General features: G+C 59.3%; 8 protein-coding genes. All 8 read right to left on the bottom strand.

Features of this window, described 5'->3' with window-relative positions; genetic code table 11:
• Nucleotides 1-455: 455 nt before the first annotated feature.
• The 8 genes from ACESUZ_RS08430 to htpG all read right to left on the bottom strand — a co-directional run bounded on the left by ACESUZ_RS08430 (nt 456) and on the right by htpG (nt 15,385).
• Nucleotides 456-3,269, bottom strand: a complete 2,814-nt coding sequence (locus tag ACESUZ_RS08430) for a phosphoenolpyruvate carboxylase (RefSeq protein WP_373199565.1) — start codon at nt 3,267-3,269, stop codon at nt 456-458.
• Between the two features lie 257 nt (nt 3,270-3,526).
• Nucleotides 3,527-4,840: a histidine--tRNA ligase gene (hisS, locus tag ACESUZ_RS08425; RefSeq protein ID WP_373199564.1), complete on the bottom strand. Its 1,314-nt coding sequence runs from the start codon at nt 4,838-4,840 to the stop codon at nt 3,527-3,529.
• Nucleotides 4,841-5,032: 192 nt separating this feature from the next.
• Nucleotides 5,033-5,452 carry an MFS transporter gene (locus ACESUZ_RS08420; protein ID WP_373199563.1) on the bottom strand — a complete coding sequence of 140 codons (420 nt, stop codon included), beginning with the start codon at nt 5,450-5,452 and terminating at the stop codon, nt 5,033-5,035.
• A 39-nt stretch (nt 5,453-5,491) separates the two neighbouring features.
• Complete coding sequence (locus ACESUZ_RS08415) at nt 5,492-6,778, bottom strand: M20 family metallopeptidase (protein ID WP_373199561.1); 1,287 nt, start codon at nt 6,776-6,778, stop codon at nt 5,492-5,494.
• A gap of 128 nt (nt 6,779-6,906) precedes the next feature.
• Complete coding sequence (locus tag ACESUZ_RS08410; protein ID WP_117839796.1) at nt 6,907-7,890, bottom strand: DMT family transporter; 984 nt, start codon at nt 7,888-7,890, stop codon at nt 6,907-6,909.
• A gap of 201 nt (nt 7,891-8,091) precedes the next feature.
• Nucleotides 8,092-10,281 (bottom strand): YhgE/Pip domain-containing protein, encoded by a 2,190-nt coding sequence (locus ACESUZ_RS08405; protein ID WP_373199559.1) that lies wholly within the window; start codon nt 10,279-10,281, stop codon nt 8,092-8,094.
• Nucleotides 10,282-13,062 carry a YhgE/Pip family protein gene (locus tag ACESUZ_RS08400; protein ID WP_373199557.1) on the bottom strand — a complete coding sequence of 927 codons (2,781 nt, stop codon included), beginning with the start codon at nt 13,060-13,062 and terminating at the stop codon, nt 10,282-10,284. It lies immediately after the preceding gene.
• 298 nt (nt 13,063-13,360) lie between these two features.
• On the bottom strand, nt 13,361-15,385 hold the full coding sequence (gene htpG, locus ACESUZ_RS08395) for a molecular chaperone HtpG (RefSeq protein ID WP_217749842.1): 2,025 nt from the start codon (nt 15,383-15,385) through the stop codon (nt 13,361-13,363).
• Nucleotides 15,386-15,454: the final 69 nt, after the last annotated feature.

Genomic DNA, 15,454 nt, shown 5'->3' with positions numbered 1-15,454 from the left:
GATTCTAGGACGAAGGCCGTTCTTCGTTAAACGGGCGCTAGGGCGTCACCCTTACACCAACATTTTCGACGCGATCGACTCATTAACACAACGTTCATATTTGACCCACAACAAAACGGCCGTGATCCCAAACGGGACCGCGGCCGCTACAGTCGTAAGGCAAGAAGCGCCACATGCATCTCAATCCCGATCGATAAGACGCGAGGCGCGAAGCGCCAAACGCGCCGCCGGGACAGACCCCATCCAAAGCGCGCGAAGCGCGCCATTATTCCCCCAGCCAGTAATCCGCCGAAGACCGGACATCGCAGGGCCCGCCATAAGTTTACTTTTAGGCACACTCCGCAGGACGCAAGAAGCCCTCGCCGCACGAAGTGCGCAGCGAGGGCTTCTTGCATGTCCGAGGACGTGCCTAAAAGTAAACTTATGGCGGGCCCGGACGACTACAGGGCTATCGATTACCCCGTGTTCTGCAAACCTGCCGAGACGCCGGTCACAGTCGAAAGAATCAGGCTCATGTACTCGGCCTTCTTCTCCTCGGCCATCTCGTCCTGGTTCATACGCACCTCACGAAGGGCGCGGACCTGGGCGATGGACAGGGCGTCGACATAGGGGTTACGCACGCGAACGGCACAGCCGAGCACGCGGCGGCGCTGCAGCGGCCATTCATCACCGACGATGGCAAGGACCCACTTACGGGTGAGCTGCATCTCGGTAAAGACCTTCTTGGACAGATCATCGCGGTCGCCCAGATGCAGATACATCTTGGCAATGCGCTGATCGGTCTTAGCAATCGACATCTCAATATTGTCGATGAACGTGCGGAAGAACGGCCACTCCTGGTAGGCAGCCTTGAGCTGGTCAAGATCGCCCAACTGCTCGCAGGCGGTGCCCAGGCCGTACCAAGCGGCCAGATTGATGCGCGCCTGGCTCCAGCTGAAGATCCACGGAATGGTACGCAGGTCGTCGAGCGACTTGGCACCCAAGCCGCGCTTGGCGGGACGCGAGCCAATCGGCAGCAAGCCGACCTCGGTCAGCGGCGTCACGGTCGAGAACCACGGTGTAAAGTCCTCGGTGTTCAGCAGGTCCAGATAGCGCTCGTGGCTTGCGGCGTTGAGCTTCTCGGCCATATCCCAGAACTTCTGCGTGGTCTCGGTGTTGGTCTTCTCGACACTCGGGGCCGACTGCAAAAGCGTTGCGGCGGCAACGGACTCAACATGGCGCTGAGCCAGCGTGCGGTTGCCGTAACGGGCAAAGATGACCTCGCCCTGCTCGGTGAGCTTAAAGAAGCAGTTGACCGAACCCTTGGGCTGCGCCAGCACGGCCTTGTTGGCCGGGCCGCCGCCACGGCCCACGGCGCCGCCGCGACCGTGCATGAGCACCAGGTCGATATCGTTCTTCTCGGCCCACTTGGCGATGCGCTCCTGCGCGGAGTGCAGCGCGAGCATGGCCGTGGTAGGACCGGCATCCTTGGAGGAGTCGGAGTAGCCCAGCATGACCTCCATGCGGCGGTTGGTCTGGGCAAGGCGCTTTTGCACCACGGGCAACGTAAGCATCTGGTCGAGCACGTCGACGCAGCCCTCGAGGTCCTCGAGCTGCTCGAACAGCGGGATCACGTCGAGCTCGGGAACGTCCTCCTCGTGCGCGAAGGACAGGTGGGCCAGCTCAAAGACGTCAGCCACGTGCTGAGCGCTCTTGGTAAACGAGATGATGTAGCGGTGCGCCATCTTCTTGCCGTAGCGCTTTTGGATGGAGCCGATGGCACGGAAGGTATCGATGACTTCGCGCGTCATGGGCTGCAGGTCGCCATGGATACCGTTCTCGTGGATATCCTTGAGGGCGCGGGCATGCACCACGGAGTGCTGACGGAACTCCATCTCGACCATATGGAAGCCGAAGGACTCGACTTGCCAGATGATGGTCTGGACCGGGCCGTAGGCGGCACGGACGGCACCGCAGGCGGCCAGCGAACGCTGGACGACGCGCAGGTCATCCAGGAACTCGTCGGCGCTGTGGTACATGGTGTCGGTGATACGGCGCACGGTGGCGTTCAGACGGTCGGCCATGACGAGCATGACGGCGCGATGCGGCTCGTGCTCGGAGATCAGCTCGGCGCGGGCCGTGTACCGAGGGCTCATCTCGACCTGATGGTTCCACAGGTTAATGAGCTCGGCCGACGGCTTGCTGTAGGTAGCCTCGAGCGTGAGGTTGCGGCCGATGTGGCGGCACTTGTCCTCGAGCTTGAGCACCATGTGCGTAAAGTACTTGGCGGCGACCTCACGGCTCACCTTGGCGGTGACGTTGGGGTTACCGTCGCGGTCGGAACCGATCCAGCTGCCGGGATGGAAGAACGCCGGGCACAGCGGCGGCACGGTACCGGCCTTGTCGCCCAGCACCCAATCGTCAAAACGACGATAGATAACGGGGATAACGTCGAACAGCGTGTTATCGAAGATGTCGATGATGGTATCGGCTTCCTCGACCGGCGTGGGCTTCTTGAGCGCGATGGGGCTCGTACGCACCAGGGCGTCGATCTCCTGCAGCATATGGCGCTCGTTCTCCACCAGGTCGGAGCCGCCCAGACGCGGACGCTCCTCCAGCAGGTTGGAGATACGGCGGATCTTGCCCTCGACGGCCTTACGACGGGCCTCGGTGGGATGTGCGGTAAAGACAGGGTGGAACTCGAGCTTGTCGAGCAGCTCGTTGGCACCCTCGACGCCCAGCTCATTCACCAGCTGGCGATAGGCGACGGTGAGCTCGTTGGCGGGATCGACCTCGGTATCGGTCGACGCACCGGCCTCGCGCTCGCGCAGCTGCGCCACACGGTAGTTCTCCTCCGACAGGTTTGCCAGATGGAAAAAGCTCGTAAAGGCGCGGACAATGACCTGCTGCTTATCGAGCGGCAGGCTGTCGATCAAATCGACGACCTCACGAAATGCCACGGCAGTGGGCTCGTCGGCGGTGGGCACGCCCTGCTCGTCGACGGCTTCGTCGGCAGCGCAGGTACCGGGGTTGCCGGCATTGACCACAATCTCGGCTGTCAAAATCTTGTCGAACAGGTCCGCGATCTCGGGATCATACTCGCTAAGCACACGGCGCTCCAGGCGCAAGAACAGCGCCAGATTGTCGCGCAGCTCCTCGGGGATCTCGATCTCGGCGAGACGCTCCCTGGACTCGGCATTCGAGCCGATTCGGTTAACGAGGCGGTTGACCACGGCAGCGACGCGCGCCGCGGCTTCGGGTACAGACTGGTTGCTTAGGTTCTCAGCCACGTTTCCTCCCATTCCTCCTTCTATGCACGTAACATGCGGTATTCATTATAGGCGCTTGAGAAATACTTTCGACACTGATTGCGCTTTACCACACAAAAGTATTTTCTGCATTGCAAAGGTTTTTGCCCTAAATGGTCGTATTTCTCGGTGGGCGGCATACGTAAACGGGGGCATTCCGCATAAAAGCGAAACACCCCCGTAACAATCGCTCTCCATGAGCAGGGCACGTTAGCAGGCCCGAAGCTCAAAAAGATGCGCTACAGGCGCTCGCGAACCGCCTCGACGACGTTGTCCAGATCGGCGAGCACCTCGTCATGGCTCTGCATGTCGCGCACTTTGACCTTGCCGGCGGCAAGCTCGTCGCCACCCAGGACCAAGATGAGCTTGGCGCCTACCTTATCGGCTTGCTTAAACTGGGCCTTGAGCGAACGACCCTGATAGTCGGCCTCGGTCACAATCCCTGCGGCGCGAAGCTCCTGCGTAATGGCAAAGACGTTCTGACGCAGCTCCTTGCCGGCGTTGGCGACATAGACGCACGGGGCCTCATCGGCACCCAAATCGCTGCCAAAGGCCTGTAGGGCCAGCAGGGCGCGCTCAAAACCGACAGCAAAGCCGACGCCCGCCGTGGGCTTGCCACCCTCGAGCTCGACCAGGCCATCGTAGCGGCCGCCGCCGCCGATGGAGCCGACGCCGGCGCCAGGGGCCTCGACCTCAAAGACAGTACGGGTGTAGTAGTCCAGGCCGCGCACCAAGGTGGGATCCTCGACATACTCGATACCGGCGGCATCCAGATAGCGCTTGACCTGCTCGTAGTGCTCGCGGCACTCATCGCACAGGTTGTCACCCATCAGCGGAGCCTCGGCCATGATCTCGCGGCAGTGGTCGTTCTTGCAGTCGAAGGCGCGCAGCGGGTTAAGCTCGGCGCGCTCGCGGCACTCGTCGCACATCTCGTCGGCGTGGTCGAGAATGAACTGCTTAACCTGCTCGCGATAGACCGGACGGCACTGGGGATCGCCCATCGAGTTAATGAGCAGACGGAGCTTGGAAAGATCGAAGCCCAGGCGCTTGTAGAACTCCATGAGCATAATGATGCACTCGGCGTCTGCCGCCGGATCGGGAGCGCCGAGCCACTCGATGCCCACCTGATGGAACTGGCGCAGGCGGCCCTTCTGGGGACGCTCGCCGCGGAACATGGCCTCGGCGTAGTAAGCCTTAAACGGCGTGGAGCCCTGGGGCACCAGGTTGTTCTCCACGACGGCGCGCACCACACCGGCCGTGCCCTCGGGACGAAGGGCCAGACGCTGCTTAGGCTTGAGCTTGGTATCGGTGCCTTCGGTAAAGACGCGCTCCAGGTTGGCGCCGCTAAACACGCGGAACATCTCCTTGCGCACGACGTCGGTCGACTGGCCGATGCCGTGGACAAACACGTCCACCTGCTCGATCGCGGGCGTCTCGATGGGCTTAAAGCCAAACGGCTCGAATACGCTGGCCGCAATCTGCTGCATCTTTTGCCAGGCGCGCATCTCGGCGCCGATAAGGTCGCGGGTTCCCTCCGCCTTCTGTGCCTGCATGGGCAAACACCTTTCTTTTGTATCGCGTCATAGATAGTGGACATTATACGGCACAAAGCAGCAACGCGGCGGCGCGTCTGACCGAACGAGGGTATGGGGACTCGTTCGGCCAGATGCGCCGCCGCTGTTTGTGACCCGTTTTCCTCCGCCCCCTTCGGATCACGTGATCTGTTGGGGACGGAGGAAAACGGATCATTTCGTAGGCCCGTGACCGCCTTGGAAACCGAATGATGGTACGAGCATCCATTCGGCTTCCAGGGCGGCCACAAACAGAACGGGGCAAACAGAAAAGAGCACGTAGACCTGCCACAGTTCACCGACAAGGCTCATGCCGGCAAGAACGGCAGAGGTGGCGATTACAGTGAGGGAGCCCAAAACGCGACCGCTTACTTTATCGGCAACATGGCCAATGACAAGTGAGCCGATAACGCTCACCACGGTGGAGATGGCGTTGGAGATGTTGTACTGCGCAAGCGTGATGCCCAGGTCGCTGACGACGAGCGGCTGAAACAGGCTCCCGCAGTTAACGAAAATCGTGTAGCACGTGGCCATGATGACAAAGCCGGAAGCCACCACGAGCCAGCCGGGGAAGAACTTACGCTGCTGGGACATACTGCTCCTTTTTAAACAAACGAGTAGCAAGATTGGGCGCTACCGGTGGTCGGCGATGTAGCCCAAAGCGACTGCCGCATAAGCCGCGGCACCAAGTGGCAGCTCGGCATCGCTAAAGCGCGCCTTGGGATGATGCTGGGCAAAGTGTTCGTCCGTATCGGTCACAGCCGCGCCGATCGTAAAGTATGCGCTCGGTATCTCACTCGAGATAAGCGCAAAGTCCTCGCTCGCCATGGCATGGAACAGCGGCAAGAAGGCGGCCTTGGGCAGCGTCGCACCCACGTAGCCAAGCGAAGCCTGGGTCACGTCGTCATCGAGCACGAGCGGGGGAACATCCGAGAGCGTCTCGATGGTGGCCGAAGTGCGATACGTTGCGGCCACGCCGTTGACGACCTCGGCGATACGCTCCTTGAGGTGCTCCATGAGCTCAACGTCAAAGCCGCGCAGCGTGCCTTCGAGCACGCAGGTATCTGGGATGACGTTGGCCACTTGACCACCGGCAAACTTACCCACGGTCAGTGCGACCTCCTTGGCCGCCGGCACTTCGCGAGCGATAAGCTCCTGAAGCGCCAGGTGCACATGGACGCCGGCCGTGATGGGGTCGATGCAGATCTCGGGGCTCGAGCCATGGCCGCCCTTGCCCTGCAGCGTGATGCGGAAACCGTACACGCCCGAAAGCGCCGGACTCCCATAGAGCACCAGGCCGAGCGGCGATTGGCTGTTAACATGCATGGCAAAAGCCGCCTGGGGGCGTGGGCTCTGCAGCAAACCGTCGACGATGGCAGCACGGGCACCCTCAAAGGTTTCCTCGCCCGGCTGGAACAGCAACTTAACCGTGGCGTTGGCGTCGAGAAGCTCGGACTCGCGGGCCTTGAGCATACGAGCCGCACCAAGCAGCGCCGTCGCGTGCATATCGTGACCGCAAGCATGCATGCAGCCATTGGTGGATGCAAAGGGCTCGCCGGATTCCTCGGCAACGGGCAGGGCATCCATGTCGCCGCGGAGCATGATGACCGTACCGGCCTGCTTGTCCGTGCACGTACCGTTACCCCGAGCAGCAGCTGCCGCGCCGGCACCGATAAGGCCAACGACACAGGAGCCGTCAACAAACACGGCATAGGGAATATCCATCTCGTCCAGACGCGCCTGGATAAAGGCGGACGTCTGCGGAAGGTTGTTACCCAGCTCGGGCATCTGGTGTAGATCGTGTCGCCACACAGCAAGCTCGTCTGCAAAAGTCTGAGCTTCTGCAACAAGACCGTCACCGATAGCGGCCTGCGCCGCTGCGGTAGCCTTGGGCGCTGGTTGCGGTTGAAAATCGGACAAAGCTGGTGCCATAGATGCCCTCCAGTAACGTTTTTGCAGCAAGCACTTTGATAGCATAAAGTGCAAGGTACAACTTTAAGGGCGACGCATAAAAAATGCCGCCCCGGGAGGGCGGCGCAACAAGTTGTTTACAATTGCGGGCGCGGCTTTTTGCGCAAAAAATCGAAGTGAGTCTCACTCAAGATAATCGACAGGAAGATAAGCACGAAGCCGGCGAGTAGGCGCGAGGTGAGCGCCTCCCCCATCAGCAGCACCGAAAACAACACGCCCGAAGGCGACTCCATCGAAAGGAGCAGTGAGCCCGTCGAAGCCGGGACATGCGCCAGGCCGACGTTTTGGATGAGCAGAGCCACGCATGTGCAGCCCACCGAGAGAAACGCCATCACACCGATAAAGTTCGGCGTCCACACGGACAGAGGCGCCTGGGTCTCGAATAACAGCGACGAAACCAGGCTCAGCACGCCGTTGCCCACAAACATCCAAAACGTGATAACGTTGATGTCCATTTTGCGACCGTACTTGGCGGTCACCGCCATCTGGATGGCGAAGAAGACCGCGCCTGCCAGCGTAATGACGTCACCGATGTTGAACTCGACGCTATCGAGCGCCACCAAGCCAATGCCCGCCAAGCACAGCAGTGCCGCGCCCAGGTTATAGCGGGTGAGTTTTTCTCCGCTCAGAAAATAGCTCGCGAACGGCACGAGGATGCAATACGTGCCCGTCAAAAAAGCATTCTTGCCCGCCGTAGTATATGCCAGACCGACCGTCTGCAACGCATAGGCCGCCCACATGAGCACGCCCATACTCAGGCCAACGATCAGATTGCGAGCGTTGAAATGTGCAGTGATGCGCTTGTGGAAGACGGCAAACATGACCAACGCTGCAGGCAGAAAGCGTACATAGAGCAGCTCGAACACCGGAATGGTGCCGAGTGCGTCCTTCATAGTGGTAAAGGAGTAGCCCCAGATGACCGCCACCGAAAGTAGCAAAACTTTCCAGAACAGCGGGGAGCGTGCGCCGGCGCCCCTGGGAATACCGCCCGCGCCCAAATCCTCACGGGCCACAGGGCTATCGGGCATGTTTTCGATTTCGTTGGCAGCGTATTGGGCCATGGAACATCCTCACACTCAATCTGGGCGTGGTGTCCGCACGCGTATGGCTGCGTGCCGCCTCATGGTCAAATAAAAACGGGGCGCACCGGACCCCCGGCACGCCCCGCTACTGTAGCAACAACCAAGCAGCCCACGCAATTCACTACGCTAAAGCATCGGGTTGGAAGACCTTGATGTTCCGACGGCGTTTACATTGTTGCGCTAGATTAATTTAGTTGACTCCAGCTTTTCGATAATCCAGTCGTTGGCTTTGATGACCGGACGGCGGAAGACGACGCCCAAGGCCAGCGACGGAATCAGATAGCTCGCCAGAATGCCCAGCTCAACCCAGTACTCCATATGGTAGGCGCCAGCCATGGCGGCATGCATGGCGTTGATGCCGTGAGTAAACGGCAGGAACGGATAGATCGCCTGGAACACGGGGCCGGTCATCTCGATGGGGAACGTGCCGCCCGAACCGCCGACCTGCATGACCAACAGCACGACTGCGAGCGCCTTGCCGATATCGCCAAACGACACCGTAAGCGTGTAGACGATATTGGAGAACACGAGACTCGCGACCCAGCCAGCCAGCACAAACTGCAGCGGGTTGTCGCACTGAATGCCAAAGAACAGAATGTCGCCCGCGCACACGAGCGTTGCCTGCAGCAGAGCCAAACCGCCAAAGAACAGGTAACGACCCAGGTAGATCTCGTGCAGGCGCACGGGGATGAGCTCGTTGATAAGTCCATCGTCAACCGAGACCTTCATCATGGCCGCCAGTACGATCGAGCCGACCCAGAGCGACAGAATCGTGTAGAACGGCGCCATGGCCGAACCGTAGTTGCGGATCGGATAGACCGGCTTACGGTCGAGTGCGACAGGGCCGGAAAGCGACACGGCCAGACCCTCGGGATCATTGCCGATCATCGTCTTGATCGTAGCGAGGTCATCCGACATCAAGGCGCCGTCGAGCTCGTCCTTGAAAGCGCTGATCTTGTCCGACGCCTCACCCAGCTGATCGGAAGCCTTGTTGACCAGCTTTGCAGCCTTGGAGAGGCCCTTTGCCAGCGAACCGGATGCGTCGGTCAGGCCGGCAACAGCACTATCCAGGTCGCCCGAGATACCGTTGAGCGAATCCAAAACGCCCGAAATAGTCTTCTTGAGCTCCTTGGCCTTAACCGAGAACGTAGAGTCGTAGTCAATCTTGGCGCCCGAGATACCAGCCTTGGCATCCGCGATTGCCTGATCGACCTCGGCACGCGATTTGTTAACCTCTGCCATACTCTTCGTGAGCGACGTCGCGATATTCGTCAGCTCATTGGCATTGTTGCGGTACTCCGTTGCGGTTTTATCAAGCTCGGCAGCCGCGTCCTCAAGCCCTGCCTTGAGCTTATCGTTACTCACCTGGCCAGCAAGACTACGGAGCTCATTCGCCGTGTCATCAATCTCGTCGGCACGTTTATTGAGTGACGCTGCGCCATCGTTGAGCTGAGACACCGTAAGATCGACGTGCTGGTTTGCAGCGTCGAATGCCTTTGCGAGCTCGGTAGAAACGTTATCGAACGAACCCGCGCTCCCATCAATAGCGGCATCGATCGCATCGCTGGCGGACTTGAGCGCTTGCTCGGAATCGGCAATACCGCTCTCGGCATGCTGCATGAGCTGCTTCACCGACTCCTCGGTCGATCCGGACTGCTTGAGCATACCGCCCGCCGACGTCAGCGAATCGGACGTGGAGCTCAAAATGCCCGCAAGCGACGTTGCGCTGGCCTGAACGTCCTGCAGGTCCTGGACCGAATCGCCGAGCGTCGAGGACAGGTTGGCGATAAAGTTGCTGACTTGGTCGGTGCTCATGTAATCGAGCAGGCTGGACACCGTCTTAAGACCGATGCTCGTAATGGTCTCGGTAAAAGATTCGTTAACCTGGTTCTGAACGGCGCTCGAACCCTTCTCGGTCACGATCTGCGCGATGGCGTTGGCCTTCTGGTTCTCGTAAAACTCGATATCGGCGTGTTTCACGTCGGTCGAGAAAAGCGTCATCATGTCGGCGCTAAACGTTTTGGGGATAACGACGGCAGCATAGTACGCGCCCGACTTAACGCCCTCGATAGCCTTTTCGCGATCGTTAAGCACAACCCAATCGAAGCTCTCGTTGCCGCGTAGGGTGGCGGTCACGTTTTCGCCCACGTTAACCTCGACGGGGATCAGATCGCTCTCGTAACCCTCATCGGTGTTGACCACGGCGATCTTAAGATTGCCGGTGTTGCCGTACGGATCCCAGCTGCCGGCGATGTTAAACCACGCGTACAGACACGGCACGATAATGAGGCCCATCACGACAACCAAGCCGATTACGGAGCGAGACACGTTTTGGACATCGCGCTTAAACAGATGCAGGATGTTCTTCATTTATGCCTCACCTCCTTTGGAGTGCTTGCCAAGCGGGGTGGTATCTCCATCATTTGTGGCTGTGCTGTCGCTGCCCTGAGATTTATGGTGCGAGCCTATATGCGGCAAGCGGCCCGTGGACTGATCGCCACCCTTGGCACCACGCTCGCTGGCGTTGAGGCCAAACATGCGGCGGGCGGCAGGAATGGCGGCCGTGTGCTCGCGCATCTCGCAACGCAGGTCCTCATCGGAAAGCGCCGAGATGCGCATCTGGGTATTGAGGCTCGCGCGGATATATTCGATATTGATAAGCCAGCCGCAGATGGCAATAACCGAGATGATCCAAATGACAAGCAGGATGATCTTGCCGTTATTGTCGATATCGAGAACCGTCGACAGGACAAAGAGCAGGACCTGAACGCCCACCACGGCGGCAAAACCGCCCTTGATGTAGTACGGGTAGCGATGTTCAAAGGCGACCGCATGATCGAGCAGTTCGCGACGGTACGAATCGGAATCGAGCACGACGCGCATGGCCGTTCGCAAGGAGTAGCGCTCGCGCGGCAGGTCGTTAGACTCGCAAATCATCATACCGGTCGTGGAAAGCTGTTTATCAAAGAGCAGGTTGAGGTTGAGCAGCAGCGGACGCAGCTGCAGGCCGATAAAGAGCGCCACGATCAAGAACACGCCCAGAATGCACAGGTTAAACAGGTAGTTGAACGAATACATGCCGCCGACCGTCTCACGCAGCAGATTGATGCCATAGGTAAAGGGCAGCAGCGGGTGCAGCCACTGGAAGAAGCCGGGCATCATCTCGATGGGGTACATGCCCGACGAACCCGGGATCTGCACGATGACAAGAATGACGCCGATTGCCTTGCCGATATGCTTAAACGTAGTGGACAACGCGTAAATGATGTTGACGTACGTAAATGAGATGGCGATGCCGCCCAGCACAAATAGGAGCGGACTGACGCACTGTACGCCAATGACCAGATCTCCCACCGTAACGATAATGGCCTGGAGCGCGCCCAGGATCACCAGGAGCAACCAGCGGCCAAAGTAGCCCTGACGCGCGGTAAAGCTGCCAACGCCTTCGCGATCGACCTCGAGCTTGTAAATGGCGATGAGCACGTAGCCGCCCACCCAAAGCGCCAGATTGGTGTAGAAAGGAGCAATGCCCGAGCCGAAGCTCTTAACCGGATAGATCGACTTGGAGGTCAGCTCGACCGGAGATGCCATGAAGTCAGCAACGTCATCGACGTCGACGCCCATCAGGTCGGCCAGCTCGCCCATGGACTCGGAGGTCTGCAGCGCCTCGATGTCGTTGGCGGCGGTGGCGAGCTTGTCCTGGACCTTGGCAAGCGAGGCGTCGGTCTGGGACAGCGTGGTCTTGGCCTGACCGAGCGTAGCGTTGAGTTGCGAAAGTGTACCGCGCGCACTTGCAATAGTAGGCGTGAGGCCAGACACGATTCCCGTCAGATCACCCGAGACGGCGGCAAATGAATCAAGCGCGCTCGAGGCCTTCGGCAGCGCGTTTTGACCCAGATCCGTCTGGGCCTGGCCAAGGTTGGTCGCACCGGTCTGAATTGCGTCATTGATAGCATCGCTGGCACCCGAGACAGCCGCGGCGTCATTCGCCATGGCGCTCGACTGCGCAGACAGACCGTCCTTGATGCTCTGAAGCTTTTCATTCTGCTCGCGGAGCAAACCGATGGTCGATACAATGCGCGCGTCAATTTCCTTGGAACCCGTCGACGTGTCATTGACGAGAATTTCCAAGTGCCCGATAACGGCCTTATTGTGGTCGATCGTCGCTTGGAGAGACTCAAGCGAGTTGTCGATGCGGGTGGTCGTAGATGTGACCGTGCCCGTCAGCTTGCCGATGGCAGCGTTCGCGGAGGCCGACGTCTTGGTGAGCGCAAGGCTGCCTTCCGAGAGCGCCTTGGAGAGCGAGGTGATGGAGTTACCCGCGGTGGTGCGAGCCTCGCCCAGCAGGTCGTTGCCCTGGGAGATCGCCTGCGTCAGCGACGGCGCCTGACCCTGCAGGCCGGCAAGCGCTGCATCGGCCGAGGCGATGGCGCCACTCGTCTTATCGATGGCGGCATTCATGTCGCCAATCGAATCGCGCACCTCGCCCAAGGTATCGGATGCCTCGGAGACAGAACTTGCCAACGAATCCCGAGTCTGGGTTGCCTTGTCCTTTAAATCGACTCCGGCATCCTTGGCAATGCTGGCAACGGTCTCGCCCACCGTGGAGACAAATTCCGAGTTGATCTGCTCCTCGATGGTGCTTGCGCCGGTGTCGGTAACCTTGGGCGCAATAGCGCTCTTTTTCTCATTGACGTAGTACGTAAGCTTGGGCTGATGGTAGTTGCCGTCGAGCATCGAGACCAGGTTATCCGAGAAGTTCTTGGGGATTACGATGGCCGCATAGTACTCACCGCTCTCGACGCCCTCCTTGGCGTCGGCCGCCGAATCGACGAAGGTCCAGCCCAACTGATCGTTCTCCTTGAGCTGATCGACGACCTTATCACCCGCGTTGAGCTCACCCACCAGGTCGTTTTGGGTGCCCTGATCGTTGTTGGCGATGGCAATCTTGATACCCTGAGTGTTTCCGTACGGATCCCAGTTTGCCACGATGTTGTACCAGGCATACAGCGAGGGAATAACGCACACGCCGAGGGTAACCACCAAGGCGACGGGGTTCACAAGTAGTCGCTTAATGTCGCGCTTGAATATCGCAAAGGAGACCTTTGCATCGGATAGTTTGCTGCCGAGACTCACGCTTGGACCATCCATCCTGTCGTTAAATCGAATCGTACTATCGACAACCATTGTAGTAGGCGCTTTAACGTCTCAAAGCACAATGGTGTTGAGTTTTGCGGGTAGCAATATACTACGAAGACAAATTAACGTACAGTTGTACAGTATCTTTAATTTCAGCAGGTCACAAAACCACAACCCCGACAAATAATTGATCCCTTGGGGACGGAGGAAAACGAGAGTAGAAAATCTCCCACTTCAAGCCCGCATTCGAGCCAAAAGTGGGAGATTATCCACTCTCGTTCTAATCTAGTTACGGTGCCGTATCCCCGAACTACATCAAGTTGCAAACAGCTGCGGCAAAGGCTACGGGGTCCTCGGGGAGGATGCCCTCGACCAGCAAAGCCTGGTCATAGAGCAGACCGGAGTACTGCTTGATCTTGTCGGCGTCGCCTGCCTTCTGGGCAGCGACAAGCTTGTCAAAGACCGGGTGCTTGGCGTTAAGTTCGAGCACGCGCTGGCTCTTGGGCATGCCGTCGGGCGCGCCCTCGGGTCCCTTCTGGAGCACCTTCTCCATCTCGAGCGAAAGCGGGCCCTCGGTAGTGATGCAAGCGGGCGCATCGGTCAGGCGCGCGGAGACGGCAACTTTCTCGACCTTGTCACCGAGTGCCTCCTTCATAGCGCTAAAGAGGTCCTCGTTCTCCTTGGTGGCGTCCTCGGCCTCCTTTTTCTCGTCCTCGGTCGCCAGGTCAAGATCACCGGTTGCGACGTTCTTGAGCTCCAGGTGACGATCCTCAACCTCGGGCTCGGCACCATCGGCCACGGCCTTCTCGGCAGCCTCGCGGGCGGCATCGTCCTCGTAGATCTTGGGCATATCGGCGGCAACGTACTCACGCATAGCCTGGAACGTGAACTCATCCACATCCTGCGTCAGCAGCAGCACGTCATAGCCGCGGTCGAGCACGCCCTTTACCACGGGCATCTTGGCCAAGCGCTCACGCGAGTCGCCGGCGGCGTAGTAGATGGCCTTCTGATCCTCAGGCATGCCCTTGGCATACTCGGCCAAGGTAATCATCTTCTGTTCCTTGGCAGACCAGAACAGCAACAGGTCGGCGAGCTCATCGGCCTTCATGCCATAGCTCGAGTAGATGCCGTACTTAAGACCGCGGCCAAAGTTCTCAAAGAACTTCTCGTAGGCCTCGCGGTCGTTGTCACGCATATCCTCAAGGTCGGCGGTAATCTTCTTTTCCACACGCTTGGCGATGGCCTTGAGCTGACGGTTCTGCTGCAGCGTCTCGCGCGAGATGTTGAGCGACACGTCGGCGGAATCCACGACGCCGCGGACAAAGTTGTAGTAGTCGGGCAGCAGGTCGTCGCACTTCTCCATGATCAGGACGTTGGAGCTGTAGAGCGCCAGACCCTTCTCGTAGTCCTTGCTGTACAGATCGAACGGCGCGCGTCCCGGCACAAACAGCAGGGCGTCATACTCGAGCGTGCCCTCGGCGTGGAAGCTGATGGTGCGCGCAGGATCGTCAAAGTCGTGGAACGTGGACTTGTAGAACTCGTCGTAGTCCTTCTGCTCGACATCGGAGCTGCGCTTCTTCCAGATCGGTGTCATGGAATTGACGGTCTCGAGCTCCTGGTAGTCCTCGTACTCGGGCTTGTAATCATCCGGCGCGTCCTCGGGCTTGGGTTTCTGGCGGCTCTTGCTCACCATCATCTGAATCGGGTAGCGCACATAGTTGCTGTACTGCTGAATCAGGCTCTTGAGGCCCCACTCGGTCAGGAAGCGATCGTAGGTCTCGGCCTCGCCGTCGGCGTCGAGCTTCTCGTTCTCGCGCAGCGTCAGGATGACATCGGTACCGTGCTCGGCGCGCTCGCCGTCCTCGATGGTGTAACCCTCAAGACCGTCGGACTCCCAAACGTGGGCGGTATCCTCGCCATAAGCGCGGCTGACGACCTTCACGTGGCTGGCGACCATAAAGGCGGAGTAGAAACCCACGCCAAACTGACCGATGATGTCGACATCGGAGCCCTGCTGCTCGGCGTTCTCGGTCTTAAACTCCTCGGAGCCGGAATGGGCGATGGTGCCCAGATTGCGCTCGAGCTCCTCGGCGGTCATGCCAATGCCGTTATCCGAGATGGTAATGGTGCGGGCGTCTTTATCAAAGGAGACGCGAATGGCCAGGTCGCCCTGGTCGATCTTGACGCTCGGATCCTGCAGGCTCTTAAAGTTGAGCTTGTCGACGGCGTCGCTCGCGTTAGAGATAAGCTCGCGCAGGAAGATTTCCTTATTGGTGTAGATGGAGTTGATCATGAGGTCGAGCAGTTTTTTGCTCTCGGTCTTAAATTGACGCATGTGCAGTCCTTTCGCGCTACCCCCGTCCGCAAAAACGGCCCGGTCGCCCGAGCCGCATCGCAGACCTGC

Origin of the sequence: Collinsella aerofaciens ATCC 25986 (assembly GCF_964239575.1) — a bacterium.
Lineage (GTDB): Bacteria > Actinomycetota > Coriobacteriia > Coriobacteriales > Coriobacteriaceae > Collinsella > Collinsella aerofaciens_BQ.
Note: the sequence above shows the minus strand (reverse complement) of the source record. Positions and strands in the feature narration are given on the sequence as shown.

Excerpts from the sequence above, each read along its gene's own strand:
- hisS (WP_373199564.1), bottom strand. The coding sequence starts at position 4,840 with ATGCAGGCACAGAAGGCGGAGGGAACCCGCGACCTTATCGGCGCCGAG.
- ACESUZ_RS08420 (WP_373199563.1), bottom strand. The coding sequence starts at position 5,452 with ATGTCCCAGCAGCGTAAGTTCTTCCCCGGCTGGCTCGTGGTGGCTTCC.
- ACESUZ_RS08410 (WP_117839796.1), bottom strand. The coding sequence starts at position 7,890 with ATGGCCCAATACGCTGCCAACGAAATCGAAAACATGCCCGATAGCCCT.
- ACESUZ_RS08405 (WP_373199559.1), bottom strand. The coding sequence starts at position 10,281 with ATGAAGAACATCCTGCATCTGTTTAAGCGCGATGTCCAAAACGTGTCT.
- ACESUZ_RS08400 (WP_373199557.1), bottom strand. The coding sequence starts at position 13,062 with ATGGATGGTCCAAGCGTGAGTCTCGGCAGCAAACTATCCGATGCAAAG.
- htpG (WP_217749842.1), bottom strand. The coding sequence starts at position 15,385 with ATGCGTCAATTTAAGACCGAGAGCAAAAAACTGCTCGACCTCATGATC.